28 protein-coding genes are annotated in these 26,626 nt (G+C 61.3%); 15 read left to right on the top strand and 13 right to left on the bottom strand.

The window, feature by feature from the left end:
- The first annotated feature begins 194 nt into the window (after positions 1–194).
- The gene (locus ACIQT2_RS14665; RefSeq protein ID WP_402947697.1) at positions 195–833 is read left to right on the top strand and encodes a sigma-70 family RNA polymerase sigma factor; all 639 of its coding nucleotides are present in this window, start codon (positions 195–197) and stop codon (positions 831–833) included.
- Between the two features lie 484 nt (positions 834–1,317).
- On the opposite strand, the gene ACIQT2_RS14660 is transcribed toward ACIQT2_RS14665, so the two are convergent.
- Positions 1,318–2,484 (bottom strand): GGDEF domain-containing protein, encoded by a 1,167-nt coding sequence (locus ACIQT2_RS14660; protein ID WP_402947695.1) that lies wholly within the window; start codon positions 2,482–2,484, stop codon positions 1,318–1,320.
- Positions 2,485–3,065: 581 nt separating this feature from the next.
- On the opposite strand from ACIQT2_RS14660, the gene ACIQT2_RS14655 reads away from it, so the two are divergent.
- The 7 genes from ACIQT2_RS14655 (at position 3,066) to ACIQT2_RS14625 (ending at position 10,586) form a co-directional block, all read left to right on the top strand.
- A complete protein-coding gene (locus ACIQT2_RS14655) occupies positions 3,066–4,451 on the top strand; it encodes an MFS transporter (RefSeq protein ID WP_402947692.1) in 1,386 nt (461 codons plus the stop codon).
- A gap of 240 nt (positions 4,452–4,691) precedes the next feature.
- Positions 4,692–4,982, top strand: coding sequence for a DUF1540 domain-containing protein (locus ACIQT2_RS14650; protein ID WP_402947689.1), 291 nt, complete (start codon positions 4,692–4,694; stop codon positions 4,980–4,982).
- A 616-nt stretch (positions 4,983–5,598) separates the two neighbouring features.
- Entirely contained in the window at positions 5,599–6,339 is a 741-nt protein-coding gene (locus ACIQT2_RS14645; RefSeq protein WP_402947686.1) for a helix-turn-helix domain-containing protein, read from the top strand.
- 196 nt (positions 6,340–6,535) lie between these two features.
- The gene (locus ACIQT2_RS14640) at positions 6,536–7,582 is read left to right on the top strand and encodes a FecCD family ABC transporter permease (protein WP_402947684.1); all 1,047 of its coding nucleotides are present in this window, start codon (positions 6,536–6,538) and stop codon (positions 7,580–7,582) included.
- Positions 7,579–8,643, top strand: a complete 1,065-nt coding sequence (locus ACIQT2_RS14635) for a FecCD family ABC transporter permease (protein ID WP_402947682.1) — start codon at positions 7,579–7,581, stop codon at positions 8,641–8,643. The genes ACIQT2_RS14640 and ACIQT2_RS14635 overlap by 4 nt, the downstream gene beginning before the upstream one ends.
- Positions 8,640–9,545 (top strand): ABC transporter ATP-binding protein, encoded by a 906-nt coding sequence (locus ACIQT2_RS14630; protein ID WP_402947679.1) that lies wholly within the window; start codon positions 8,640–8,642, stop codon positions 9,543–9,545. The genes ACIQT2_RS14635 and ACIQT2_RS14630 overlap by 4 nt, the downstream gene beginning before the upstream one ends.
- A gap of 15 nt (positions 9,546–9,560) precedes the next feature.
- On the top strand, positions 9,561–10,586 hold the full coding sequence (locus ACIQT2_RS14625) for an ABC transporter substrate-binding protein (protein ID WP_402947677.1): 1,026 nt from the start codon (positions 9,561–9,563) through the stop codon (positions 10,584–10,586).
- A 294-nt stretch (positions 10,587–10,880) separates the two neighbouring features.
- Here the strand turns inward: ACIQT2_RS14625 and ACIQT2_RS14620 are convergent, their stop codons facing one another.
- From ACIQT2_RS14620 to ACIQT2_RS14610, 3 genes are all read right to left on the bottom strand, one after another.
- Positions 10,881–11,615, bottom strand: a complete 735-nt coding sequence (locus tag ACIQT2_RS14620; RefSeq protein ID WP_402947674.1) for an ANTAR domain-containing protein — start codon at positions 11,613–11,615, stop codon at positions 10,881–10,883.
- A 187-nt stretch (positions 11,616–11,802) separates the two neighbouring features.
- Positions 11,803–12,459 (bottom strand): flavin reductase family protein, encoded by a 657-nt coding sequence (locus tag ACIQT2_RS14615; RefSeq protein ID WP_402947672.1) that lies wholly within the window; start codon positions 12,457–12,459, stop codon positions 11,803–11,805.
- Entirely contained in the window at positions 12,456–13,907 is a 1,452-nt protein-coding gene (locus ACIQT2_RS14610) for a purine-cytosine permease family protein (RefSeq protein ID WP_402947670.1), read from the bottom strand. Before ACIQT2_RS14610 ends, ACIQT2_RS14615 begins: the two co-directional genes overlap by 4 nt.
- A gap of 104 nt (positions 13,908–14,011) precedes the next feature.
- Here ACIQT2_RS14610 and ACIQT2_RS14605 point away from each other — a divergent pair, with 104 nt between their 5' ends.
- The gene (locus ACIQT2_RS14605; protein WP_402947667.1) at positions 14,012–14,665 is read left to right on the top strand and encodes a GntR family transcriptional regulator; all 654 of its coding nucleotides are present in this window, start codon (positions 14,012–14,014) and stop codon (positions 14,663–14,665) included.
- A gap of 586 nt (positions 14,666–15,251) precedes the next feature.
- Complete coding sequence (locus tag ACIQT2_RS14600; protein WP_402947664.1) at positions 15,252–15,746, top strand: hypothetical protein; 495 nt, start codon at positions 15,252–15,254, stop codon at positions 15,744–15,746.
- Between the two features lie 481 nt (positions 15,747–16,227).
- Here ACIQT2_RS14600 and ACIQT2_RS14595 read toward each other — a convergent pair whose 3' ends face one another.
- The gene (locus tag ACIQT2_RS14595) at positions 16,228–16,518 is read right to left on the bottom strand and encodes a hypothetical protein (RefSeq protein ID WP_402947662.1); all 291 of its coding nucleotides are present in this window, start codon (positions 16,516–16,518) and stop codon (positions 16,228–16,230) included.
- A 333-nt stretch (positions 16,519–16,851) separates the two neighbouring features.
- On the opposite strand from ACIQT2_RS14595, the gene ACIQT2_RS14590 reads away from it, so the two are divergent.
- From ACIQT2_RS14590 to ACIQT2_RS14575, 4 genes are all read left to right on the top strand, one after another.
- A complete protein-coding gene (locus tag ACIQT2_RS14590) occupies positions 16,852–17,268 on the top strand; it encodes a hypothetical protein (protein ID WP_402947659.1) in 417 nt (138 codons plus the stop codon).
- 8 nt (positions 17,269–17,276) lie between these two features.
- Positions 17,277–17,582, top strand: a complete 306-nt coding sequence (locus tag ACIQT2_RS14585; RefSeq protein WP_402947657.1) for a tyrosine-type recombinase/integrase — start codon at positions 17,277–17,279, stop codon at positions 17,580–17,582.
- 69 nt (positions 17,583–17,651) lie between these two features.
- Entirely contained in the window at positions 17,652–17,867 is a 216-nt protein-coding gene (locus ACIQT2_RS14580) for a type II toxin-antitoxin system HicB family antitoxin (RefSeq protein WP_402947655.1), read from the top strand.
- Between the two features lie 122 nt (positions 17,868–17,989).
- Positions 17,990–18,706 carry a hypothetical protein gene (locus ACIQT2_RS14575; RefSeq protein ID WP_402947653.1) on the top strand — a complete coding sequence of 239 codons (717 nt, stop codon included), beginning with the start codon at positions 17,990–17,992 and terminating at the stop codon, positions 18,704–18,706.
- A 476-nt stretch (positions 18,707–19,182) separates the two neighbouring features.
- Here the strand turns inward: ACIQT2_RS14575 and ACIQT2_RS14570 are convergent, their stop codons facing one another.
- Together ACIQT2_RS14570 and ACIQT2_RS14565 are read right to left on the bottom strand one after the other, a co-directional pair.
- On the bottom strand, positions 19,183–19,824 hold the full coding sequence (locus tag ACIQT2_RS14570) for a hypothetical protein (protein ID WP_402947650.1): 642 nt from the start codon (positions 19,822–19,824) through the stop codon (positions 19,183–19,185).
- Between the two features lie 514 nt (positions 19,825–20,338).
- Positions 20,339–21,037 (bottom strand): hypothetical protein, encoded by a 699-nt coding sequence (locus tag ACIQT2_RS14565; RefSeq protein WP_402947648.1) that lies wholly within the window; start codon positions 21,035–21,037, stop codon positions 20,339–20,341.
- 171 nt (positions 21,038–21,208) lie between these two features.
- Between ACIQT2_RS14565 and ACIQT2_RS14560 the strand changes: the two genes are divergently transcribed.
- Positions 21,209–21,514, top strand: a complete 306-nt coding sequence (locus ACIQT2_RS14560; RefSeq protein ID WP_402947645.1) for a hypothetical protein — start codon at positions 21,209–21,211, stop codon at positions 21,512–21,514.
- Between the two features lie 144 nt (positions 21,515–21,658).
- On the opposite strand, the gene ACIQT2_RS14555 is transcribed toward ACIQT2_RS14560, so the two are convergent.
- The 6 genes from ACIQT2_RS14555 to ACIQT2_RS14530 all read right to left on the bottom strand — a co-directional run bounded on the left by ACIQT2_RS14555 (position 21,659) and on the right by ACIQT2_RS14530 (position 26,597).
- On the bottom strand, positions 21,659–21,877 hold the full coding sequence (locus tag ACIQT2_RS14555) for a hypothetical protein (RefSeq protein WP_402947642.1): 219 nt from the start codon (positions 21,875–21,877) through the stop codon (positions 21,659–21,661).
- A 94-nt stretch (positions 21,878–21,971) separates the two neighbouring features.
- Complete coding sequence (locus tag ACIQT2_RS14550) at positions 21,972–22,814, bottom strand: MFS transporter (RefSeq protein ID WP_402947640.1); 843 nt, start codon at positions 22,812–22,814, stop codon at positions 21,972–21,974.
- Entirely contained in the window at positions 22,751–23,245 is a 495-nt protein-coding gene (locus tag ACIQT2_RS14545) for an MFS transporter (protein WP_402947638.1), read from the bottom strand. Before ACIQT2_RS14545 ends, ACIQT2_RS14550 begins: the two co-directional genes overlap by 64 nt.
- On the bottom strand, positions 23,242–24,822 hold the full coding sequence (locus ACIQT2_RS14540) for an ATP-binding cassette domain-containing protein (RefSeq protein WP_402947635.1): 1,581 nt from the start codon (positions 24,820–24,822) through the stop codon (positions 23,242–23,244). Before ACIQT2_RS14540 ends, ACIQT2_RS14545 begins: the two co-directional genes overlap by 4 nt.
- Positions 24,815–25,663, bottom strand: a complete 849-nt coding sequence (locus ACIQT2_RS14535) for an ABC transporter permease (protein ID WP_402947633.1) — start codon at positions 25,661–25,663, stop codon at positions 24,815–24,817. Before ACIQT2_RS14535 ends, ACIQT2_RS14540 begins: the two co-directional genes overlap by 8 nt.
- Positions 25,656–26,597 carry an ABC transporter permease gene (locus tag ACIQT2_RS14530; RefSeq protein WP_400332758.1) on the bottom strand — a complete coding sequence of 314 codons (942 nt, stop codon included), beginning with the start codon at positions 26,595–26,597 and terminating at the stop codon, positions 25,656–25,658. The genes ACIQT2_RS14535 and ACIQT2_RS14530 overlap by 8 nt, the downstream gene beginning before the upstream one ends.
- Between the last annotated feature and the right edge of the window lie 29 nt (positions 26,598–26,626).

The raw sequence follows: 26,626 nt of genomic DNA, 5'->3' as shown, positions 1-26,626 counted from the left end.
CTGCAGTTGCTTACCTACGGAGTCGTGAGTGTCTTGACTGGTTTCACCGAAGTTTCGCGGACTGGGTGCTGCGATGCCGCGGGCGAACGCACCGACTTCCCTGAGAGCCTTACGGACCCAATCGGGTCCGCCCTGGACGGCACCGCCGCGCCGCAGGGTGGACTACCGGTCCGGGATGTTATCCGGGGCAGTTCATGACGCCGGTCAAAAGCGTGGAAGCTGCGGGGCAGAGCTTTGTATCCGCTGATGCTGGTGGCTCTGAGTTCTCCCCTCCCGCACCCGATGACACTGCGACGTGCCTCATGGGGTTGCTTCGGGAGACTGGGCAGGGATGTCAAGAGGCTTTCACCCAGTTTTACCGGCGCACTTCGCGCCGGGTGTTCGGGTTGGTTCGCCGCGTGGTGATCGATCCGCACCTCAGCGAGGAGGTCATCCAGGAAGTCTTCATGGTGGTGTGGCGGGACGCAGCAAAATACGACCCTGAACTGGGAAGCCCAACCGCGTGGTTGATGACGATCGCTCACCGCAAAGCTGTGGACAAGGTCCGCTCACATCAAAGCAGTGCCGACCGAAACTCACGATGGGCCGCCGCTTCCTGGACCCGCCCCTACGACGAGGTAGCAACCGTCTTCATGGACCGGCTGGAAGCGCTGCAACTCATGGACTCACTCGCGGCACTATCACCGCTGCAGCGCGAAGCGATTGTCCTTGCGTACTTCGGCCCCCTCACCTACCGGGAGGTCGCCGAAAAACTATCAAAACCGCTCCCCACCATAAAAACCAGGATTCGGGATGGTCTGAAACAACTCCGAGAGCAACTCATTACTCCCTAAAGGCTCCTCCCCCCAAACGAGATCTGTTGACGTGGTTCTCAAGGTGGGTCTTCGACGTAGCCGCGGCGAATCAGCTTGCCTCCGGGTTTCCGGAAGTCCGCGTCACACCTTCCCAGGTGCGGGCCCATGCTACCGGGTCCACAACGCCCGAACTATTTGATTGTGGGAGCTTTACTCTCTCTGCGGCGCCGGGTTATTCCTGACACGTGAGCCCGCCGGCCATCCCAGATCCTTCAGTTCCGGGACGGTCCATCCGCCGTGAGCCGTACGTGTTCTGTCTCTGTAAAATGCTGGCGATTCACGATCAGGGCTGTAAGCGATTCAACGCGCGCCACAAGGTGCCCGGGTCTTTCAAAGAGTTCTCATTACGGGCAGTGTCACGAACCGAAGATACCGAAATCAAGCACCTGCGCATCCCGGGAGAGGACACTGTCGGGGCGTAGTGTGGGCTGACTCGTCGAAAGCTCCATCCGTTAGCTGGGTCTCAATTGTGTTCTGCTCCCGGCGCCTTTGCCGGAGGTGCTGTAACCGCCTGGTTTCGTCCTGCTGCCTTGGCCCGGTATAAAGCATCGTCAGCTGCCAGTGTCAAAGCCTCGAGGTCTGGGCCGTGTTCTGCGGTGGAGGCAATCCCGTAACTGGCGGTCGGGGGGTTCCCGTGTGCCATCACAGCGTCGGCGAGCCGGCGGCTGATGTCTCCGGTAACGGCCAAGGCCCTGTCAATTGTGGTGCCTGGGAGCAGGAGAATGAACTCTTCACCGCCGTAGCGCCCGACGAGATCCGCCCGCCGCACCGAGGCCACAGAGGCAGCGGCAAAGGCCTTGATCACGGCGTCCCCGGCGGAATGACCATGGGTGTCATTCACGGACTTGAAGTGATCCAGATCGGCCAGGATCAGCACGGCCTGCCCGCCGGCGTCGGCGGTCCGACTGAGCTCTTCAACGGCTTGATGGTTGAACGTTCCCCGGTTCAGCAGGCCCGTCATGCCATCACGTGAGGCGAGTTCGCGCCAGGTACTGGCCATGTTGTCGTTATTGAGCGCTTTCATGCTGAAGGAAACCAACAAAAGCAGCACCAACAACAATAGACACGTCACTGAGGGGCCAAAGAAGGTGACGAATAATTCGCTGGCCGGGCCAGCGACCACATATACGACCGTTCGGCTGACGAAATAGACCACCATGACCGCCGCGGCAGCTAGGACGGGCCGGTGCGCAGTGGAACCGGCCGCATCGAGCAGCACAAGCTCCCGTACTGCCAGCGCCATCCCGGCACTCATTAACCCCAGATAAACCAGGCCCACGGTCCATAAACCATCCCCGGGGCGTTCCGCTGCTGACCCGACCGCAGCCATCAGCGCCGCCACCCAGACTGCCCAGCGCCGCGCCCGGGCAAACCTCAGCGAACGAAACGCCCCCCACATACTGAATGCCCCAGCGACCATCAACGCATCACCCAACGGCGCGGCCAAGCCGGACCAAACGGTGCCCTTCAGCAAGTACACCGCGTTGCCCGCCGCCAACCATGCCCCCAGGGCAACGCACCACCAGCCGCTGTAGGCCGAACGCCGCTTCAAAAAAGAATCCCAAAACAAGACACACAGCGTGGCCGTCACCACGGTCAATACCAACTTCAACGTCAGTTGATCCAGCACCCTTGCCCCCAATCCAAGAAACCCAGCCTAGAAGCAAACCACTGTTTACCCACCATTAGGACATGCCGACCAACGAAGAAACGATCGGAACCTGCGCGGACAGGCCAGTGCTCGTTGTCTCTAGTGAGGGGCTGCTGCTCATCCGCTCGTCGAATTCCGCTATGAGACCCCGTGACCAGGTGATATTTCCCAGAGATGCCATCTGAGTCATGCCACCTACATCAAACCCGAATAGAGCGTCCCTCACCACGCCGTCGTTTTTCAGGAGTCCGGCGCTTCCTTTAGAGGAGTGGGAATTTGGTTTCAGACAATGATGACGTCAGGCGCTGGACCTGGGGCCAGGATGATCCTTATTTTAAGCCGATACGCCTTTCCTGAATGGTGCTGGTTGGCCGGCGGGCTGACAACGGTTCTGCAGGCATGCGTTAGTGACACGCCTCAACGCTCACCATTAATTCCGCATTGTGGATTTTATTTTCTCTATTGCGGAATATGTTGTTGGGAGCGTAGAGTTCTGAGGCACCCTCTCCCGAGCAGGTGCCCAGACTCAACTCGATGACGAGCAAGAGAGGTCTTCTCCCATGTCTTCCGTTCAAGATGCCACCGAACCATCCCCCGGTCAGAAGGATCTGGCCCCACCCACCGGACCAGATGCCCAAAAGCACAAGAAGGTTGGCCGCGTCCGCTGGATGGTTGGCATCCTGTTGTTCTTCGCGGTGCTGATCAACTACATCGATCGCAGCTCCATGTCCATCGCAGAACACGACATGCGGATGGAATTCGGCCTCACCGAGGGTCAGATCGGCATCATTCTGGGTAGCTTCGGCTGGTCGTATGCGCTCATGCAGATCCCCATGGGAATGCTGCTGGACAAGATCGGCATCAAGTGGGTCATGCGGGCTGCAACGTTCCTGTGGGCCATCTCGTGCTTCCTCACCGCCATGATCAGCGGCATGGGCCTGCTTCTCATCGCCCGGCTGATCCTCGGTCTCGCCGAGGCGCCGATCTTTCCGGGAGCCATGAAGACCACAAGCTACTGGTTCCCGCGCAGTGAGCGTGGAATGGCCACCGTGATCTTCGACAGTGGCCAGCGCCTGTCCAACGTCATCGGCTTCCCGCTTGTTGGCGCCGCGGTCGCCCTGTTCGGGTGGCGCGGTGCGTTCATCACCATCGGCGTCCTTAGCCTTATCTACTTCCTGGTGTTCTTCGTTTTCTACCGCGACCCAAAGGCGATGAACCGCAAGGGCAGGCTGGGCGACAGCGAACTGCGCCATATCCTCGACGGTGGAGCGCAGCATGAAGATGCCCCCACCCCCAACCCTCTGGCTAACCTCGGCTACATCCTGCGCCAGCGCAAAGTATGGGGCATGTCGCTCGGACTAGGCTGCGCCGGCTACGTACAGTGGATGCTACTCACCTGGCTGCCAGGTTTCCTGCAATCCCAAATGCACATGGACGTCGCAAAATCGGGGCTATTTACCGCCATTCCCTGGTTGTTCGCCGTCATCGTGCAGTATCTACTTCCCGGCTACCTGCTGGACCGCATGATTCGTAACGGGAAGTCCAGCACGGCTGTTCGACGGATATTCATCATCGGCGGAATGATGCTTGCCACCACGATCATCGGAACGGCGTTCACCACCGACCTCCTCTGGTCCCTCACCTGGATCACCCTGGGAATCACAGGCATCACCATCACGTTCAGCGTCACGAACTCGCTCCCGGCCCTTATCGCCCCCGAAGGCGCGGTGGGCGCAACAGGTGCGGTCATGAACACGGTAAACAACCTCATCGGCACGACCGCTCCCATCGTCACCGGGTTCATCGTGCAGTTCACCGGCAGCTTCGCCTGGGCGTTCATCGTCGCCGGAATCATGCTGGTCATCGGCATCATCTTCTACACGGTGGTGCTGGGCCGGATCGAGCAGATCCCGACAGCCGAAGAACGCGCCGCAGTAAAGGCCTGACCCGGTTCCGGGCTTCGCCGCCTAGAAACGGGACGGCACATGGGAGCCACCAACGGGACCACCCTCAAAGCCCGTGACCGGTCAACAGCTCGTATTCTTGCCTGCGATCACCTTTCGCGTCCCGACGTATGGGAAATAGCGCATGAACGCGTACGGTATTCGACCGGGTCAGAAGGCTGGTTTTGGGCGTATCTTGAAGAGTATGCCGGGGTGTCCATCCCCGTCGGACCAGGAGGAACCATGACAGAACATGTTGCCGAAGTATCCGCCTGCAGCGTTGGCTCGTGCGGGTTCAACCACAATGGATGCACAGCCTTTGGAATCACCATCGGCGGAACCCAGGACCACGCGTCCTGCGCCACATTCATTGACACCACCGCCATGGGAGGACTTCCCAAGGTCCTCGCACACGTCGGTGCTTGTCAGCGCACGGAATGTGTCCACAACAACAACCTCATGTGTGAGGCCCACGACGTGAAGGTCGGCCCGGGCGCTGAAGCCGCCGACTGCCTGACCTACGAACACGCCTGAGCCCACCAGCATCCGCCACGAAGCGGGCACGTACTCGGAACGTGCCCGCTTCAGCGCGTGGTCATCGAAATGCGGAGCGCGTCCATGTCAGGTATCTGGGACGCCCTCACGGAACGATTCCCCGGCCGTCGGCAGCCTGGACACCGGCCGAAGCGCGGCACAGACGGATGGATCCCGGGGGAGCGGGCCGAAGCAGTGGTTCCCTCCCGGAACAGGGACCGGAAGGGAACCCGGTGACCGGCGTCGTGGCGCGGCGGCATGGGCACCCTGCAGATATCCGCGGTGGGGGATTCTCCAGGACGCGCGATGGCGCGTTTCTCGTCCCCGGGGATGTCCCTCCGCATCGGATACTGAACCATACTCCGCTCGGTAACCAATGCGCAGAATCCTTCGGAGATTGTCGGAACATTTCTTCTGTGCTCATCTTGACCGTCCCCGGTGGCAATGAGGTCAAGCCGGTCGAGGGCGCGTTCAAGTGACCCGTCTACTTCTTGGGGCTTCGTTCGAGGTTCTCGGACAGGGCGCGGGGTTACACTCGATGGGGCTGGTCGACGGCCAACGGTCCAATCGGTCCCGCATCTTTCATCGGTCAGGTACTGCTCGGGAGGAATCGACGATGGCGGGCAGTGTCATAGATCTTGAGCGTTTTCAGATGGATCGGGGGCAGAAGTTTCATCGTCATATGCATGATGAGCATCAGCTGGTTTGGGCCAGCAGCGGAGTGCTGATGGTGGACGTCGATGAGCGATACTGGGTACTTCCCTCGACGCTCGCGCTGTGGATACCTGCGGGGGTATGGCACGGATCGATGGCGCTGCGAGATTCCGTCATGGAAGGTATCTACCTTGAACCCTCCCAAACCACGGTGGCTTGGTCGGAACCCACTATCGTCGCGGTCTCACCTCTGGCAAGCCACTTGATTCATTATCTGGCAGAGGAAATGGAACCTTCAGCGCGAACGCACGCTGAGAACGTTCTGTTGAATGTGCTGAAACCGGCGAACAAGGCAGCCATCGAATTGCGCCAACCCCGTGACAATCGGGCCAGGGACATAGCGGACCTACTCACGGCCAATCCCGCGGACAAACGGGGGATCGAGGAACTTGCGCGGGTGGTAGGTTCCAGCCCTCGCACCCTGCTGAGACTGTTCGTGGCCGAAACAGGGATGACATTCGCCCAGTGGCGGCTGCACGCCAGGCTGCAGGCCGCTATGGGGTTCCTGGCTGAGGGACATTCAGTGGCAGGTGCCGCGTATCGGGTAGGGTACGCCAATCCGAGCGCCTTCGTGGCGGCTTTTCATCGTTCCACGGGGCACACACCTGCAGCGTATTTCGGCGGCGACCAGCTGTCTTTATGACAGCTCCCTCCATAGCGGATGGTTTGCCCGGGATGTTGTCGGCTCCAGCCGCCACCGGTTTGGCGGGTACGCGCTACACGTTGGCGGGCACCCTCCTTGCTCGCCGCGTCCCAGGCAGCTTAGCCTTACTTAGGCAAGGCTAAGCTTATGAATCGCGTTCCTTGTTTCATCGAAGAAGGCAAGGAGCGACATAGGCGTGGTCATCGCTGACATAGTCCGGCCTGCGGGCACGCAGCGGAGGCATCGGATAATTGAGCTTCGGGTCGCCGGGCTCGTCCTTTGTGCGGCGTCGCTGTTAGGTGTGGTTGTTATCAGCGTCGCAGTTGGTGCCAAACCTATACCCTTGGGGGACGTCGTCCAGGCTCTGGTTCCCGGTAGTGGTGCCGGTGAACGGGCCGTGATTGCGGAATTGAGGCTGCCCCGGACAGTTCTGGGGGTGGCGGTGGGGTCGGCACTTGCGGTCGCGGGTGTGTTGATGCAGGCCCTGACCAGAAATCCGCTGGCTGATCCCGGCATTCTTGGAATCAACATGGGCGCCTCAGCCGCGGTGGTTGCTGCTGTGTGGCTCTGGCATTTCACGAGCTTGGAATCGTATGTCTGGTTCGCGTTCGTCGGTGCTGGCCTGGTGTCCGTGTTGGTGTACCTGCTGGGTTCGCGGGGCAGGAGCGGCGCGACTCCTGTCCGTCTGGCCCTTGCCGGGACCGCTGTCAGCGCTGTGCTCGGGTCCGCGGTATCGGCAGTGACGCTGCTGAATCCGGGGGTATTTGACGAATTCAGGTTCTGGGGTGTGGGATCGCTATCGGGCGTGCAGATGCCAACAGTCAGCCAGGTTCTGCCGTTCCTGGCCGCAGGATTGGCCTTGGCATTGGGTCTTTCGGGGGCGCTGAATGCTCTGGGACTGGGCGATGAGAGCGCTGTTGCCCTTGGCAGCAATGTCGCCCGGACACGACGCCTGGGTGCTGTTGCCATCACGCTTTTGTGCGGTGCTGCAACCGCCGTTGCAGGTCCCATTGGTTTCATTGGTCTGGTCATACCCCATGCTGTCCGGGCCGTGGCAGGGACGGATCACCGGTGGGTGTTGCCCTACGCGCTCCTTCTCGGTCCGGTCCTGTTACTCGCGGCCGATGTGGTGGGCAGGATCATCACGGGCCAGGGGGAGGTGCAAGTCGGCATCGTCACCGCTTTTGTGGGGGCGCCGGTCTTCATCTTCCTGACTCGCCGGCGCAGGATTCCTGAGTTATGAGCGGTCTGGCACCTGATCGATCCGTGCTCCGCGGGCGCACTTTTCGTACGCCAGGTGAGCGGTTCTCGGTCCGTTGGCAGCCCCGTGCTGTGGCGGTTTGTGCTGTTCTGGCTGCAGGCCTCGTGATCGTGGCTGTTCTCAGCCTGACGACGGGGGACTATTCTCTGTCCCTGACTGCAGTCGTGGACAGTTTGTTCGGACACGGAACGGGATTGGAGTCATTCGTGGTGTCCACGCTGCGTTTACCCAGGGTGGTGACGGCGGTACTGGTCGGTGCCGCTCTTGGCCTGAGCGGGGCTGTTTTCCAGAGTCTGTCACGGAATCCGCTCGGAAGCCCCGATGTGGTCGGGTTCACCAGCGGCGCGGCCGCCGCGGCAGTGTTGGAAATACTGGTGTTTGGCGGCGGACCGGTCCAGATCGCTGGGGCTTCAATCGTTGGTGGACTTGGCACTGCTTTGGTCGTCTATCTGATTTCTTTCCGGCGTGGTGCAACAGCCGGTTACCGGTTGATCCTGGTGGGCATCGGAATCAGCGCAATGCTCGGCTCTGTCACCGCCTACTTGCTGGTCCGCGCGAATCTGTACGAGGCACAAAGCGCGCAGGTTTGGCTGATAGGCAGCCTGAACGGTGCGGGCTGGGGTGTCGCGACACCATTGGCCGTGGCCCTGGCGCTCTTGGTTCCATTGACTCTTACTGCAGGCCGCAGCTTGGCCCTGCTGGAAATGGGCGATCAGGCGGCCACGGCCTTGGGAATTGCGGTGGAACGCACCAGGTTTCGGCTGGTCATAGTGGCTTCGGCGCTCACGGCCGCGGCAGTAGCGGCCGCGGGCCCAATCGCCTTCGTGGCCCTCGCCGCACCACAACTGAGCCGGCGGTTGACAGGAAACAGCGGTGTTCCGCTGGTTCCTTCAGCCTTCATGGGAGCACTGCTTCTTTCAACCAGCGACTTCGGAGCCCAACGCGCCTTCCCCCTACAACTGCCCGTGGGCCTGGTGACCGGTCTGATCGGTGGCATGTACCTCTGCTGGCTGCTGGTAAAGGAATGGAAAAACGGAAAATGAACGCACCCCACGAACCCGGCCCTGCCGCGCGCCTGCATGCCAGTGGCCTCACGCTCAGCTACGACCGGCGTGTGATCAGCTCCGGACTTAACGTCGTCATCCCGGACCAATCATTCACCGTGATCGTCGGCGCCAACGCCTGCGGGAAGTCAACACTTCTCAGCGCTTTGGCGCGAACCCTCAAACCGGCCGAAGGCACCGCTTACCTCGATGGAAAGTCCATCACGTCCATGCCCTCCAAGGAAGTTGCACGCAAGCTGGGGTTGCTGCCACAGACCCCCACCGCGCCAACAGGAATGACCGTGGCCGACCTGGTCGCGCGCGGACGCTTCCCACACCAGCGCCTCCTGCGTCAGTGGTCCCGCGACGACGAACGGATCGTGACCGACGCCATGGAGGCCACGGGCATCAGGGATTTGGCCGATCGCTTCGTCGATGAGCTCTCGGGCGGACAACGTCAGCGCGCATGGATCACAATGGCACTGGCCCAACAAACCAAAATCCTGCTCCTGGACGAACCCACCACCTTCCTGGACATCGCCTATCAGACGGATGTGCTGGACCTCTGCGCCGACCTCCACGAATTCCAGGACTACACCTTGGTAGCCGTACTTCACGACCTCAATCAGGCCTGCCGCTACGCCACACACCTCATCGCCATGCGGGAGGGGCGCATCATCGCCCAGGGACCGCCCAGCACAATCGTTACCGCCGACCTCGTCAAAGACGTCTTCGGTCTGGCCTGCGAAGTCATTGACGATCCTCAGACAGGCACCCCACTGGTGATTCCCATCCACCGGCGCCATAGGAAGCGCCCGGATCCCAGTAAGCCACTACTAAACCCGCCTTCTCTGAGGCCACGCACCGAACCACCCCACCCGCAGCCAGTTCCGGCTGGATAACAGAAAGAATAAACAATGACCCCCACCGCTTCTCACCACCCCATCAGCCGCCTTGGGCAGACCCCACCGACACGGCGGAACCTCCTCACCGCAGGCATCGGAGCCGCGGCGTTACTGGCCCTGACCGCCTGTGCCGAGAACACGACAGCAAACCCCGCACCGACGACCCACAACATCCAAACCACCGCCGGGTCCTTCACCGTTCCCATCAACCCATCCCACATCGTCTGCGTCGACTACTTCACCGCCATCTTCGTGATCGAGCTTGGCCTTGAACCGGCAGGGGGCATCGACTATTCCTGGGTCGACGCGAGCACGATGTACCCGGACTACCTGAACCAGCTCAAAAACCTGCCTAACATCGGCGAAATTACCTCAACAAACTTTGAGAAAGTCGCCAACCTGCACGCTGACCTGATCCTCGGACCCACTCCTGGCAGCCGGTATGACAACTCCAAAGGTGCGCTGAGCACCCTCACTGCCGTAGCACCCGTGGCCTCAGTCGACTTCGGACAATCAGGGGACTGGCGCGGACCCTTTGAACAGACAGCTGCCCTGGTCAACCGCAAGGACAAGCTGCAGACTCTGATCGACTCGTACACGGCAACCGCCAACCGGGCCAAAGCAGACTACCAAGACCTGCTTTCCACCACGGTCGTATCCGTCGTCGACTACAGCCAGACCGGAAACTTCGCCCTCGACCTTCCCAAATCCGCGGGCGGCGTAGTCCTCGGCGACCTCGGCGTACGGTTCGGCACCGCCAGCATAGACGACGGTACCAATACCCGGGAACTGTCACTGGAACGCCTCGAAGAACTCTCTGACTCCGACATCATCCTCTACCGCGCAGGCGCTGACGGCCAGCCCGGCAACGGCCTGACTGACGTCGTAACGCTTGAGGGCTGGAAAAACCTCCCCGCCGTCAGAGCAGGACACGCGTACCCCATCGGCTGGGCTGACCTTTGCACCTATCGCTGGGCGGAATCGGCAATCGCAGACTTCACCGCCGTCCTGGACAAATACCGTCAGACACCGTCCTGAAAGAAATCGTCAACGCGCCCAAACCATCTTCACCCCAACGCACGGCGGCACAAACACGCATCCATGCTCCCATTCAAAGGACGCGACAAATAATCGGACGGCCGGATCGACGAGAGATCACGTCAGGCCTGTCCATGTCAGTGCTCGTTTCGAATCCGGTGCTCCGGATGTCGTGGTGGCGTCAGGGCTGGGTTTCATACCCCTGACTCCTTTTGCCTGCGTCGGAGGTCCCCGGAACGACGGTTCCGCAGCCAGTAGGCAGGGGCAATGGGTTGTGTGGACCGGGCTGGTTTGTCAGGGATCGAAATGGGTAAGGGGTCGGTCGCGGTTGACGGTGGCGACGATGTCGCTGGCGATGTCATGGAGTTTCCGGTTTTGGTGGCTGGAGGCCGTGCGGAGTATTTCGAAGGCCTCGTCGTGGGTGCAGCGGTTTTGAGCCATGATGATGCCGCAGGCCACGTCGATACTCGTGCGGCTTTCCATGGCCGCCCGCAGATTTTCTGCCAACTGGTCCGCTTGGGTCAGACGCACGGAGATTTCCAGGGTACGGCGGGCCATGTCCGCGAAGACTTCAGCTGCGCTGATAACGGAGTTGGTGAACACGCCGGGCCTTGGTGCGAAAAGGTTCAGCACGGCTGCCGCATCACCGTCCAGCTCCAACGGCACTCCCAGGACACTGGCGCAGCCTGCCGCAGCGAGCGTGGCCGAGTAGGCGGGCCACCGCTGATCGACAGCAACATCTGTCAGGAGTACCGGGCGCCCTATGCGCATCGCCTCGACGCACGGACCATCATCCAAGGACTGTTCGATTGCATCCAACGTCACAGCTTCCTGGCTGCTGCCCGCGATGGTAGTCCGGGTCTTACGTCGGCGCAGGGTGACCGCGCATTGGATATTCTCATTGGTGGCTTTGGTCATCGCGGCCGACGCGAAGATGGCCAGTCCGTCCAAGAAGCCCTTGACGTCTTTGGTGCTGGTTATCAGCTCATGGAGTTGCTCAAAACCACCGGAAGCATCCTCGGAGTCCATGGCGACCAATGTAGGCCGACGCCGCACTCACCACAACCATCCAAGTTCTACCCTCAGGGCCGAGGCGTTCTTCATCGTTTACCTGATCCTCCCAGCCAAACGAGTTCTGGGCGAAACCCTACGGCTAGCCTCTGTGCCGTTGGCGGCCTCTGCCCGGTGTCGAGCAGAGGCCGCGTGCCGGGGTTGTTCAGGCAGGTTGGCCGGCCAGGCCGTAGGCTTCGTCCTCGGAGGCGTGGGGGATCTTCATCTCGAATGTCTCGGTGATGGAGGTGTAGTCGTGGTACCCCATCCTGGCGAGCGGCCTGATTTTTTGTATGTTGAGTCGGCCGTCGGGGGTCAGGACTTGATCGTTGATGTGGATGCGTTCGACCTGGGCGAAGACGATGTCGATGGTGCCGACGTTGGAGTTCCCGGTCATGCGGTGGGTCGAAAGGTAGCGGCATTCGAAGTGGACCGGGCTTTCGGCCACCATAGGCGTGGGGGAGAGCTCCGCGTAGCGCTTGGTGATGCCGGCACGGTCGAATTCGTTTTCCTCAAACGGCAGAGCCATGGCGCTGATGTTGACGGCCTCGCGGAGGTCGTAGGTGGCCATGTTCCACACGAACCACCCTGTCTGCTCAGCGTTCAGGACAGTGTCTTTTCTGCGACCGTCCGGGTACTGGTTGGCGGAGAACATCACCATGGGCGGGTCGAAGGTCAGGTTCTGCCACTGGCTGTAGGGGGCGAGGTTCTCCACCCCGTCGGGGCTGATGCTAGAGAGCCAACCGATGGGACGCGGAACGGTGCAGCTCTTGAAGGGGGAGTAGGGCAGTGGGCTGCGTTCTTGCGCGGGATCGTACTTCATGAGGTTTCCTTCGTACTGGTGCTGGTGTTTGCTGTTGCCGGGACGGTGGTCTCGGCCTGCGCGAATTCGGGCGTTGGTGAGGATGATCCCGGTCGGTTCCGGGTGGTGCGGGAGGTCGCGTAGTAGAGGCCGCCGGCGACGACGAGGCCGATGAGCCAGGCGATCTCGGCGCCGCCGAGCCAGTTGGCTATGGGGCCGACGTAGAGGGTGCTGTTCATGAAGGGAATCTGGATCAGCACGCCAATGGCGTAGGCCATGAAGGCTCCCCTGTTGAAGCGGCCGTATTCACCGTCGCGGAGGAAGAGTTGGGCGATGTTGTAGCGCTCTTTTCTGACCCAGTAGTAGTCCACGAGATTGATGGCCGACCATGGGGTCATGAAGTAGAGCAGGAACAGCAGGAAGTTGGTGAAGTTGTTTAGGAAGTTGTCAGTAGCGGCCAGGGCGATCGCCAATGAGACCGCCGAGATTGCCACAACGTAGAGCGATCGTTGGCGTGGGCTGACCCTGTCTTGCCGCGTGAGGCTCGTGATGATGGTGGCCAGGGACATATAGCCGCCGTAGGAGCTGAGCGTATTGCCGGTGAGCTTGCCGCAGATGACCGCGAGCAGGACCAGCGGCCAGATCGCGCCGCCCAGTCCGGCGAGGTAACCCACTTGATCGTGGCCGAAGCCCTCGCCGCCGAGTGCCGCGGCGAGGGCACCGAGGATCATGGCGAGTGAACCGCCCAGGACGCTGCCAAGGAAGGTCCAGCCGATCGTGGCCCGCTTGGGTGTGTTCTCGGGCAGGTAGCGTGAGTAGTCGGCAATGTATGGCCCAAACGTAAGCTGCCATGATGCTGACAGCGAGACCCCCAAGACAAACGCCGCGCCATCGAAGGCATTCGTTTCGGTCACGGTTCCGATGTTTCCGTCGGCCATGATGCGGATGAGAAGAATCACGAACACCACGGCGCTCAGGACAGCGGCGATGTGGGAGAACTTATGGATGTAGCGGTAGCCGATGATCGCCAGGGTCGTCGACATCAGCGCGAAGACCATGGCGCCCACCTCCGCGGGGACATGGAGTAGAGTGCCGATCGCCTGACCGCCAAGGACCAGCCCGGTGGCGTAGAAACCGACGTAGATCATCAGAGCCAGAACGAGGGGCAGGATGGCCCCGAAGTATCCGAACTGGGCCCTGCTCTGAATCATTTGCGGAACACCGAGCCTGGGGCCCTGCGCCGAGTGGAGGGCGGTGAAGAACCCGCCAACAGCGTTGCCCAGGATGATCGCCGGAATGGACCACAGCGCGCTGTTGCCGAGGATGACGAACAACGCCCCGGTCACCACCGCCGTAATGGAAGTGTTCGCGGCGAACCACACGAACAAGAGGCTCCTCGGTTTCCCATGCCGTTCTTCGGGTGGGATGAAGTCAATGGAGCGCCGCTCAACGGTAACGGTCTTCGCCATTGCAGACCTCGAATCTGTAGGAAGTTGGAAAGATTTGCGGTGCGCGCTTGACCAGTATGCGACCAATATATCGGTTGTGCAAGGGGTTCCGATAGAGTGGTGCCATGATGCAGCAGGGAAAGGCCGCCCAGGCCTACGACGAGATCGAACGCCTTATCGTCTTCCAGGAACTGGCGCCGGGCTCGCTCGTCTCGGAGGCCGTCCTGATGGAGAAGACCGGCCTCGGGCGGACCCCTGTCAGGGAAGCGCTGCAGCAGTTGGCACGGAACCGATTGGTGGAGATCCACCCGAACAAGGGTGTGCTGGTTCCGCCGGCTTCCGTCGAGGCCCAGTTGCGCATGCTTGAACTGCGCAGGGTGCTTGAATCGCTAGCCGTCCAGCTGGCTTGCCCGGCTGCTACCGATACCGAACGCAAGGCGATGCAGGACATGGTCGGGCTGCTGGAAGCGGATCAGTTCACCCTTCGGCAGTACCTTGAAACGGTCAAGGAAACCCACCTTATGATCGTGGCTGCGAGCCACAACGAATATCTCGCCGATGCCATGGCGCCACTTCAGGGGCTCTCCCGCCGATTCTGGATCACCCACGTGAGAGACGAGCAAGTAGAAATCAGCCAGGGATCAGAACTTCATGCCAGCATTCTCCGGTGCATTCTGGAGCGGGACGCCGAGAAAGCCGAAAAGGCCAGCCACGCCCTGAACGACTACCTCGTGGAATTCGCCTACCGCACGGTCCGCCCTCGCATCGGAAGTGTCTAGCAACGATCCACCTCGCGAGCGTCGGCCGGTGGGCCGAAGTGGAGATGGCCAAGCGACCGTGAGGGCCCAGCGGCATGGAGCGCCGTCAACCAACCACATGCTTCCTTTTGCTAAAAGGGCGCCAATACCCGACGGCATCCCGTGGATGTGGAATCAAGGACACTGTCGAGCGCTGGTCAGCGGAAACGCTTGGATCCGTTGATGGACGGGAGTTCTGGCAACTGCTTCTACTCCCGCTAGTTGAACGCCGATAACCGGCCTTATGTCAAGCTGTACTCTGCGTATCTCATCAGATGAATCAATCCGCCCTATTCCCTGACCCTGCCGGGATCTGCCGAATCGCCGTGTGATTCCGCGGAATCTCGGCGACCAGTTGGCCTCGCCGGGAGATCCTGCTGATGCGCTGGTGATGCTTTGCGCGTGGATGACGTCGTAAGAAGCGCCCCTGAACTGCAGTTTTGCCGTGATGATGCATCCGATGAATCATTGATTCAAATCTTTGGCGGGTTTCTACGTCAACCGACGAACCAAAGCCCGAACCGCGCTTAAACGTCGACGCGGTCACGCCCTCTGCGAAACTCGTCCTATGACGCATACAAACGATCTCCGCGTGCTTGCCATCCGGGAAGCCCTCTACGAGGAAATTGTGGGCGCCGACGTGTTGATTGCAACAGCTCTCAGCGCACTGTTGGATGGCGTAGATTCTCCATCTCTGCCACTCCTTGCTGGTCTTACGCGGCGGGAGGAAGGCGAGGCACATGATCTGTTCAACGCAGTTGTGAATGAATTGAACATTGCACCGCCGACACCCGCAAAGACCACGCCAGAACGCTGGAACTTGGTCCGATGGCTCTGCCAGGCGCTGGTAGACGGGGACCTGAAACCCGAGTACGCGGCTCGCATCATCTGGTGGGAGGGGTGGAACGAACTTGGATATCCCGACGCGCTCCGGCCCTTCCTAGGCCTAATGAGCGAGTGGGAAGAATGGACGCCGTCTTGGAACATCAGCCGAAACGATATCGGTCAGCTAATCGTCGATGAAGCGAGGCAGCTCCTCGACGGGCCATGGCCACCGAAGTAACTGAACGACCCTCTTCATAGCGAGGAATACGCCCACCTTCAATCCGCAGAGACGCCACTACGGCTTGGCGCCTCTTCCGCACACCACGTATTCCCTATACCGGAGCATCCCCGACTGCTTCGTCTGGGGTAAGTTCTAGTTCTTTGCTGTGCTTATAGTGGCGGTCTGGGCTATCAGGGTCAATTACAGGTACGTCAAATCGCTCATATGGTACGGGGGGCTCCCCCTCAACACTGGCGTGAGTCAACGCTGGTCGGCCCAAAGCATGGGGAAGGCCTCCGCCATCAGGCCACCGCACGGCAAAATGCTGGGATCGAAGGAACTTGTAGACCTTCGCCACCTGGGGAGCGCCACCGACAGTGGGGAATTCGTTGGACCTGATCATGTCGCGGAGAACCTCGAAGGGTTCCATGTCGAATCCTCTATCCCGGAGCTTCCCGCGCTCTCTTAGTACGGTTATGAGCCGGCTCTTAGCTTCGACTTACACGTCGCCTGTGAATGCGATGGCTTTCCTTGAGTTACCCTTTGCCCATTTGTGGACAGGACGAAAAGTGTACCTATCAATTGAGGCATCATAGTGGAGTTGCCAGATAAGAAAATCTTGCTGGCGCCACGAATAACCGCCGAACAGAAAACCAGCCTCGGGGTCGCCAGCGCTTGAGACGCCGTGAGGAAAGTCGTGAATCAAAGAACGCATCTGGTTGAAGACTTCGAGTGCATGCCGCTTAGCGACAGTAATATCTGTTCTCCGGTCGCTGGAGGGCGTGTACATGTCTATAGCTTGGACCATTTGTAGCATGAGCGGGTAAGCGTATTGCGTATCCCCCGCGAACGAGATGAGACAGTCCGACCGGGGTAGGGACATTATCTTGGGGCAACAGTCCCACGCTTGCCCGTTTCGAAGCCGGCTATCTGAGGCAAAAACGAGTTCCTCAACGTCTCCCACGCTTCGAATCCAGGCGATTGACAGTGTCATGATTAAGACTCCGAAACGGCGACCCGCTGGAGTGCGGATGCATCAGTAAGTCAACAGGAGTTGCCTATTCTATAGGTGGCTCGAAGCGGTCCTAAGCATGACATTCTGTATTCAGCATCACCAATTGGCGTGCCAGCACTTGCAAATGCCGCCGGCGCCGCACCGAAAAGCATCCACAACATGCACGGCCTGCTCTCCTCGGCCATGACCACCGCCGTGCGGCTCGGCTACATCGACCGGAACCCCTGCCAGCGCATCCCCCTGCCTGCCGTGGAACGGATTGACGACGCGGCCCTGTTCCTCACTCACGCCGAATACAAGCTGCTGCTTGACAACATGGACCAGCCCTTTAGAGCCTTCACACAGTTCCTTGTCATGACCGGAATCAGATTCGGTGAAGCGAGCACCCTCACCGTCGCTGATATCAACCTGCTATCAAATCCGCCGACGGCCCGCATCAACAAAGCCTGGAAACGCGACGGACAGTCCAGCTATGACATCGGTCCAACACCCTCGGACTTAACCCCGCCTTGGTCGAGGTGGTAATACCGGCGATGGGCACACCCCGCGGTCAACGCATCGCCCACAGTCCGTTCTGGCAGGACTACTGGGTGCTGGCCGTCCTCAAAGGCCAGGCCCTGGGTTTGGCCAAGACACCCCGGATCCATGACCTCAGGCATACTCACGCTTCGTGGCTGATCCAGAGTGCCATGTCGCTCTTCGCGCTCTCCTGTCGGCTCGGCCACGCCTCCGTAAGGAGCACCGAAGAGGTCTATGGGCACCTCATGCCCCAATCCTTGCAAGACGGTGCTGATGCCACCGAACGCGCCATCGCGGGACTCCTCGAGAGCACGCGATGACACCGGCTCGTGCGGGCAGCAGCAACCCGGCACAACGCCGTAATGGCCCCACAGACGTAGAATCCGGCCATGGATATCACGGCACAATGCCACCGCGGCGGAAAATGGTGGGTCATCGAGGTTCCCGAAATCGACGGGCTCCATACCCAGGCCCGGAAGCTCAGCGAGGTCAAAGCGATGGTGCTGGACGCGGCAAGTGCTCTGACCGGCCGCCCCGAGGGCGACTTCTATGTCCGAATCTTCCGGCGCGGACCAAAACCACCCACGGGACCAGTCTCCGGCTGAACCAGTCCGGGGATTGGCGGGCAAGGTGACTGACCCGCGTCGCCCCCGATTGTTGGATGGCTACGTTCCGGTCGCTCAATCGACATCAAACCGGGTCCGGGGTGGACGGTAGCATCAGGGGCATGGACACGGACGGCAGCGCGGCTGCGGAACTGTATGAGGACGCGGACCGCCTCAAAGGGCTGACCCTGCGGGACCTCGGGGATGTGCCTCATCCGGACAGCCTCTCCAAGGAGGAGCGTGCCGAACTGGACGCCGAGACACTCGAGTGGATGGCCGGGCTACCCAAGCAGGAACGGCACCTCGGGCTGGACCGTGCCCGCAAGCTCGCCGGAGCGCTCTGGCAAGCCTCCATCATCCTCATCGACGAGATCTTCGAGGACTTCATCGCCCTTTACGGCCAAAACCAGATCACGCACGATGACATCGAGGAAACACAGGTTCTGTGGAGCCTTCCGCCCCAATACGCCACCAAGTACACCGGGCTCTTCGCCCGCCGTTTCCTCCTCGTCGCCGCTGATCTAACGACCAAACTCGCAGGTGAATGGACCATGCCCAGCTGCGTTGCCCAGGAACTCGCCGTTCGGTGCCTCCTCGACAAAGTCGAACTCATCGTAGATAGCCTCGACCTTAGCCTGGAACCGGATTGGCGGGGCAGGCTAACCGACAGGATGCTCGAGGACACCGACAGCGAGATGCTCTACGACCCCAGCCTGGATGGCTTCCAGCACGATGCGCAACTCACCCAAGCGTTCCGGCTTGCACCCATGGCCTTCGAGCACTGGTTTGAGCCTTTCGGTGAAGAAAGACATGTCGCACCGTTCGCCCGATCCACCTAAGACCAACGTCATTCACCCACCAGTAACCGTCCCGCGCAAAAGTGCAGTAGCAGGCGGACGCCGTATTGCCGATCCCGGAAGCTCCATCCCGATGGGCTGCCCCCACTGAGCAAGAGTCGAGCGATTTGATCGATCCCCTCGAGGCCACAGATCGACCGTGTGCGGCCCAGCCGGTGTCCGTCTCACTGAATGCAACACTGGCATGGCCGTCCCGCAGCGGCCGGCTTGATTGAGTCCAACTACTGTGTCCACGCGCCCCCACTTGTTTCCCTGACCGTCGCACGAGGAAGATGCACCCACGACGGCGAGAGTCCGGCGGTGCTGGATAAGGTAAGCCAGTGTTCTGGCGTGTCGGGGCAACCAATCTAGAATGCCGATGCCTGAAACGTATCGGTTGCGGATCCCGCCGAAAGCACTTGCGTCCCGGCAAACTATCGCGCTACAAGGCCTCTAGCTGTTGGGATCGAACGAGCCATCTATCGAAGAATGAGCCGGTAGAAGTCAGCCGGTTTGTTACTCACCTCAAAGCGGCGAAAAAGTCCGAATTGTTTATAAAGCAAGACCGTGGGAGCAGGAACTTTCTTCTTATCGAGCTGTTCAATCTTTCGCAGCATCAGGGCGACGTCGCGGTCGGTCGTTGACTTCAGTTTGAAGAACGCGTTTATTGAGCCGATTCTCCCTCGGCGAAGGGCTCGAAGAGAGAAATCGTGGGTAGGGACCTCAGCCGCGAGAGCCGCATGCAACCCAGGAAGCAGCGATACAACGACGGGGAAGGCTTCACGATCTTCATCACTCGCATCCTCATCGAGGATGCCGGTACGAGGAGATACGGTGACCACAATCGCGGGGCGATAGGGATCTATGACTCCGTCCGTCAGGCGTTGTCGCTCTCGGGCAACTAATCGCTTGACCTTGTAAACGGCCCCTGAAAGAGCCGCCACCACCCCGGTGAGAATCTCCCAATTTTCTCGAACCCAGTTGAGCATTTCGATCAGCCAGTCACCGGCTGTAGCGCCCAGGCCGCCCACAAAGCAGGGGCGGGCAAGAATGTTCCGCTCTTCAAAGAATTCCGAAATAGCCCTCTCAACTGCGGCCTCAAGCCGAGAGTGATCAAACACTCCCGGTCTCCGAATTTCGACAGTGAAGTCAACTCCTACAAACGCGTCACGCGGGGTGCTTCCATCCTTTGGCCACATCCAACGATCGTACCGGCGCGCCATCCTAGAAGATGCTTTCGAGAAAAATCTGCTGGGGGCGGCTTCAAGACCGCGTCGGTGGACTCCCCCATCGCCAACCTCATGCTTTCGGTCATAGGTTCCTTCGCGCCGAGTTTGAATGGTCCCTCATCAGAGAACGCCAGCGCGAGGGCGCCTGGGTGCCCAGGGTGCGCAGCACTGGTTCGCCCACAAACCTCCAAGTGGCATGCAGTCAGCTGGCGGCTGCTGAGGACGCGGGCACAATGCCCCGCCAGTCATTTGCTCCGGCAGGTGTTGCCTGGTTGCTCAACCGAAACTAGCAAATCCACCGGAATGCACACTGAAGGCGCAATCGCGGTTCGGCCCGCGATTGCTCTACAGGCCCTGTTCCGTTTCCAGTTCTCCCCTCGGGGTTAAGCGGCTGTTTCTCGCTGGCTCAAACCTTCGAAGCTGACGCGACGACCCTAGGAAAAGCAAACCAACCCTCACAATGGAACAAGGTGAGAGACGCGGCATCTCGGTCGAGGTGCTTAAGCATCTGCAGGACGTGGCTATCAGTCACGGACAAGCCATTGCCCGCGCGGAGCAGGACGTACGGGATCTTCCGGCCGCGAGCGTAGAACTTGTATCGGAAATTACAACCGGGAAACGCCGACTCTAAATCCTTCTGAAGGTCCGGGAGGATGAGTAACAAAAGACGAGCCATGTCCTGCCACTCGCTGGGGCCCGTCCTGCATGGCTCGATGTGATCGGCGACTAGCGTGACGACCATCTGAGGTAGGAGCTTGCGACGCTCCAGCGCTGCAAGCCGGTCGCGCCAACCCAAGAGAAACTTCACTACCTGAATAGCAATGCCAATTGGCTTCATGAACCACGAGAGTGCATCCATCGTGCCCATCCCGGGGCCACCGGCGGACGCGCCCAGTCCCAGTGGAACCGCCGTCTGGCAGGCGATCCCAGCACGCCGCAAGAACTCCTGGACATGGTCCGATATGGCATCTTCATCCGGCCGGGCGAATGGGTTGGCCCTTACCGACCTTGCGCTTGCATCAACGCCCACCGTTTTGTTCGGCAGTTCCATGTAGGTCGGGCGCCACTGCATATCCATTCGCGTTTGCTCGCTGTAGCTCACCACGGTCGTTGCCCTTCGCTAATGGAGTCACCTGTAAGCGGGGACAGTGTCACGCTACAGGGAGAAAACACTTCTGATCGACTTCATAGATGGTGAAGCTATCGAGCAAGCTCAGCAGCGGGATGTCCACGAAGTGAACAGCGCATGGGAAGACTTCAACCGTGGCGAGACCCGGTGAGAAATTTCCGCCACCGGCGGCGATCAGCGTGTGAGGCCGCAGCACACTTCCTGACCGCAGTATCGGAAGTCGCCGCGCTGGAGGCACTGCGTGCGAACGCCAAAGCCGTCGAGCTACTCACGGGCAGGCGCTGGTACGTCATGAAATCAGCCCGGGAAGCCGGCGACGTGGACCAGATCGGCGAAGCGCTTGGCATCACCACGCAGGCCGCCCACGACTTCTACGACGCGGATCGACGAAGAAGAGAAATACTGCCCGACCTCCACGCCGCAGCAGCGGTACGAGCGGTCCTCCGAGACTGACACGCCCAGGACCCCACGCCAACCGGAGGTCCCCACACCAGCGCAGACCCACGCCACTGTCCAGCTTTACGGAATATCCGTTATCGGCGTTTGGATGAGACGTCATTGGACACGAAAATCGCGCAATAACCCGTAGTTAGCTGGTCAGATGAACGACATGGGTGTGGCTGATGCCTCGTCAAGGCGGTCGCCGCTTACTGGACCGGAGATGTCCGTATTCTCGGCGCATGGCAGGCTGGACCAGCCGCCTGCGTTGTGCACCAAGAACGCGACCCGGACCGCGTCCTTGACCACAAGTTTGCGTTCACTGCGGACTGTGGAGGCAGCAGGAAGGAAGTCCAAAGTACTTGGCGCATCGTCCACGGCCAAAATCCCCCGTCAGCCGTGAGTCACAGCTTGGGGGCCACCCCGACCTGACGCCCCGCAACCCCTCGGCACCCACGCCGCCCCGCTGTGTTCAAGAGGCCTTGTCACCAACCGGCACAGCCACAGACTGCGTCCGCACTGGAAGCACCCTGGGCAGGAGGACCGCCGGAAGCACCGCAGCGCCGATGAGGAGTATCCACGGCGCTCCTGCCCACCCGCCGTTCTCCGCCCAGTGCCGGAGTTGGCCGATGGCAGCGTTGCCCAGCAGCACAGCGATGCCGCCGCAGCTGGCGGCGAGCCCGTAGTAGGCGCCCCGTCCCGCTGTATCTCCAGGAGCCAGGAATCCAGGGATGGCCGCAAGGATGGTTGGCCTGAGGGTCATGTGGCCAAGAATCAGGAGGACCACTACCACTACGAGGGGAATCGCCGAAGACGCGGCTACCTGCCCGTAGCATGCGGCAGCGAAAGCGGCGGCCAGCAGCAGGAAACCCACCGGCATGGCCCGTGACTCACCGATGCGGCGCACGGCGGCGGAAACGGGCAGTTGCAAGACGATCGTGAGCGCAGACGCAATGAGGAAGAGTACGGCGAGCCACGAACTATCCAGTCCTTGCCGGTCCAATTCCAACGGTATGAGGAAGTACAGCTGGTTGTAGGCGAGCATGTTGACGCTGGCCAGTGCACAGAACGCGACGAACCGGCGGTTGCGCAGGCAGCCGAGGGGGTGGTTCCGGCCGTGGCTGTTCGCAGCGGATCCAGGTGTGCGGGCTGCGTTGGCTGGAATGGACGGCAAGCGGATCCAGAGGACCACGGTGAACACGGCAAACACGGCGATGCCGAGTCCGAGCGTGGCACCGAAGCCCCAGCCCATCAGGGCCGCGCCGAGCAGCGGTCCCAGGACCGCACCGATTTCTCCGGTGATGGCCAGCCACACGAAAACCGAACGTCGCCGGGTTTGCCCCGGGGCCAGGTTCCCGCCGACCTCCAGATCGGCCCGGGAGAGGTGTGATTCGAGGGCCGGGAAAACATTGCGCCGCCGGCGCCGGTGAGGATGGCGCCCACCAGGAACAAGGGAAAATCAGTAGCTGCTGCCAGCGTGGCATAGCCGCTGATCCGGACCAGGCACCCCAGGAGCATGGCGCGTTTGGTTCCCCACCGGTCGGCCAGGAGTCCGCCCACCAGGAACATGCCTTGCTGACTGAAGGTCCTTGCTCCAAGGACAAGCCCGATAGCGGCCGCCTGCATCCCAAAGTCATCGCGCATGGCCACGGCAAGGAAGGGGACTACAGCGTAGAAACCGATGTTGAACACCAGCTGGGCGGCCAATAACGTCCGGGTGTCCTTGGTGCGGGGCACGGATCTCATGCGCCGGCAGATGGAGCGTTTTGCGGCGTGGCCCCGGGGCGAGGCGAGGTCGCGGCGAGCAGTTGTTTGCTGTGCTCGTGTTGGGGCCTGGCGAAGAAGTCCGTGGTGGAGGAAACCTCTACGAGCCGGCCTTGGTGGAGGATGGCCACCCGGTGGCTCATGTAGCGGATCACGTTCAGGTCGTGGGAAATGACCATCAGGGTCATGTCCTTGTCCCGGTGGAGCCGGATCAGCAAGTCCAGGATCTTCTTCTGGGTGACGGTGTCCAGCGCGGAAGTAGCTTCGTCGCAGATCAGCACACTGGGCTTCGTCAGGAGGGCGCGGGCGATGGTGAGCCGTTGCAGCTGGCCGCCGGAGCATTGGCCGGGGTACCTGTCGAGGATCTCCGGGTGGAGCTCCACGTCCCTGACTGCCTGTTCCACCTCAGCCGTGCAATCACCGCCGGAGAGTCCCCGGCGGTTCAGCAGCGGTGCTTCAAGGCTTCGGCGAAGGGTCAGCCTTGGGTCGAAGACGTCGTGGGGTTCCTGGAAGACCAGCTGGATGCCGCCGTCGCTGGTGTCGCTGATGGTCCCGGCGTCCGGTGTGCCGAGTTGGACGAGCAGGCGGGCGATGGTGCTCTTCCCGGACCCGGACTGGCCAAGCACTCCAAGAATTTCGCCTTGGCGCAACTGCAGGGACACATCGTCCAATGCCGGGGAGGCCTTCCGGCGAAAGCGTTTGGTGACGCCTTGAAGGTCCAGTACCACGCGATGCTCGACTGCGGTTGCGGCGCCTTCCGCGCGCACGAGGGCAGAGGCGGCCACCAGGGCCTTACTGGTGTCGGTCCGGGGTGTGTTGAGGACTTGCTGGGCGGTCCCGGTTTCCACGATCCTGCCACGGTCCATGACGATCAGCCGATCCGCGAAGGCAGCAGCGGTGGAGAGATCGTGGGTGATGTACAGGACGCCGAGGCCACGGTTGTGGCGCTGGCGGTCGATGAGTTGCAGGATCTGCCGTTCCAGGACTTTGTCCAGGGCAGAGGTCGGTTCGTCGGCGAGCAGCAGGCCGGGCTGGCCAGCCAACGCAACGGCCATCATGGCACGTTGGGCCATGCCTCCGGAAAGCTCGTGCGGGAATGCTGCGGCGATGGCGGCCGGATCGTCGAACCCAACTTCGGCCAGCAGTTCAAGGATGGTTTTCTTGGCCTCGCCGCGGCGTATGCCGCGATGGAGCTTCAGCGGCTCAGCCACATGGCGGCCGATCCGCAAGCGGGGGTTGAACATCCGCTTGGGCTGTTGGTGGAGCATCACGATCCGACCACCACGAACCTTGTTGAGTTCGGTTTCACTGGCGTTCACAAGGTCGGTTCCGCCCAGCGTGATGGCTCCGCTGTCAACGCGGACTTGGTGGGGGAGCAGGCCCATCACCGCCCGGGCGGTCATCGTCTTCCCACTGCCCGAGGCGCCGACGATCGCGACGAATTCACCCGGTGCCACAGTCAGGTCGACCGAGCGGAGGATCGGGTCCGCTGTTCCGTCACGCGCGCCTGGGCGGTGGTGGCTCACGCTGAGATTCTCGACGACGAGTGGTTCAGGCATGCGATGGCTCCCGTTCCGGTGCCGTGGGCCGCGATGGCGCGCGACGCGTGGAGGACCGGAGCACGTGTTGGCCGATGAGGGTGACGGACAGGGCCACGGCAAAAATGACGAGCCCAGGTGCCAGGATGGTCATGGGTGCCCTCAGCGCGTAGGGTTGGGCTGCCGCCAGCATGGACCCCCAGTCAGACTGCGGGGGCTGCACTCCCAGCCCAAGGTAGGACAGGGCTCCGACGTTGATCAGGAACTGTCCGAACCGGAGCGTGGCCTGCCCGAGCAAGGGCCCGGCGAGGTGCGGAAGGATGTGGCGCCGGACGATGAAGGCAGGGGAGCAGCGCAGCACCTGGGCGGCCTCGATGAAACCGCGGGCTGAAACGTCCAAGGTGAGCGCACGGGCCAGCCGGGCGAAGGGGGTCCAGCCGGTCAGCGTCAAGGCCAGCAACAGTGAGTGGTAGCCGGTGCCGAGGGCAGCGACCAGGAACAAAGCGATGACCATCTCGGGCAAGGCGAGCAGCACGTCGTTGGTTCGGGTGAAGAACTCATCGATCCATCCGCGCCGACGGGCGCTGAGCACGCCGACGGCGGTACCGATCACCGCCGTCGTTATGGTGGCGAGAGCGGCGAGCGTCAGGGAAAACCGGCCTCCGTCCAGCAGCCTGCTGAGGACGTCGCGCCCCAGATGGTCCGTGCCTAACCAATGGATTGCACTGGGAGGGGCCAGTCTGGCAGATAGGTTCTGGGCCTCGGGAGCGTAGGGCATGATCCACGGGGCGAGGAGGACGGCCAGGACAATAAGAGCCGGCAGGGATGAGGCGATCCACAACCTTTTGGGGAGTTTAGGCAAGGGAGTGCCTCATTCGGGGATTGAGGATGGTGTGGACGAGGTCCGCCGCTGTGGTCAGGGTGACGGCCAGGGCCACGATCAGGACCACGGCACCCTGGGCCACGGGGATATCGCTGTTGACCACGGCGTCAAACAGCAGCCTTCCCATGCCGGGTATCGCGAACATGACCTCCACGATCACGGAGCCACCCAGCAAGCCGGCGAACCACACGGCAACCAACGTGGTCAGCGGCAGCAGGCTGTTGGGGATCACGTGCCGCCACATGGTTTGTGCCGCGGTTACCCCTCGGCTGCGTGCCGCGCCGACATGTTCGGCCTGCATCGCCTCCAACACTCCTTCTCGAACGGCGGAGGTGAAGTAACTGGTGGGCCGCAGGGCAAGGACCGCCACTGGAAGGATCGCCGAGGCAGGGCCGGCCCAACCTGCAGACGGCACCAACGAGAGCTGCAGCGCGAACACCAGCACAAGGACTGGCGCCAGCCAGTATTCGGGGATGGCGATGAAAGCCTGGGTCAAAGCCGTGATCACCCGGTCGGCGGTCCGCCCGTGACGGATCGCGGACACGACGCCAAGCACGAGGGCAAGCACTGCTGCCGTTCCCAGGGCCAGGATGACCAGCGTGAGCGTGATGCCGAAAGCCGGGAAGACCTGATCCGCTACCGGTGTCCGGCTGGTATAGGACAGCCCCATGTCCCCGGTAACCAGGCGTCCCAGCCAACGCAGGTACTGGGTCCAGAGCGGATCGTTCAACCCGAGTTCGGCGGCCAGCGCGGTGACGGCGGAGTCGTCAATGATTTCCCCGGAGACGCGTGAGCGAATGATCTTTCGTACCGGATCGCCGGGGGTTACGTACGGGATCAGGAATACGGCGAAGGAGGACAAGAGGACAGCGGCTGCCAGAGCGGCCGTCCTCTTGCCGACGAATGCCATCATGGGCGCCACAACCAGGGGACGGGTAGTGC

It is taken from the genome of Paenarthrobacter sp. NPDC090522, from assembly GCF_044769225.1.
Classification (GTDB): domain Bacteria; phylum Actinomycetota; class Actinomycetes; order Actinomycetales; family Micrococcaceae; genus Arthrobacter.
Note: the sequence above shows the minus strand (reverse complement) of the source record. Positions and strands in the feature narration are given on the sequence as shown.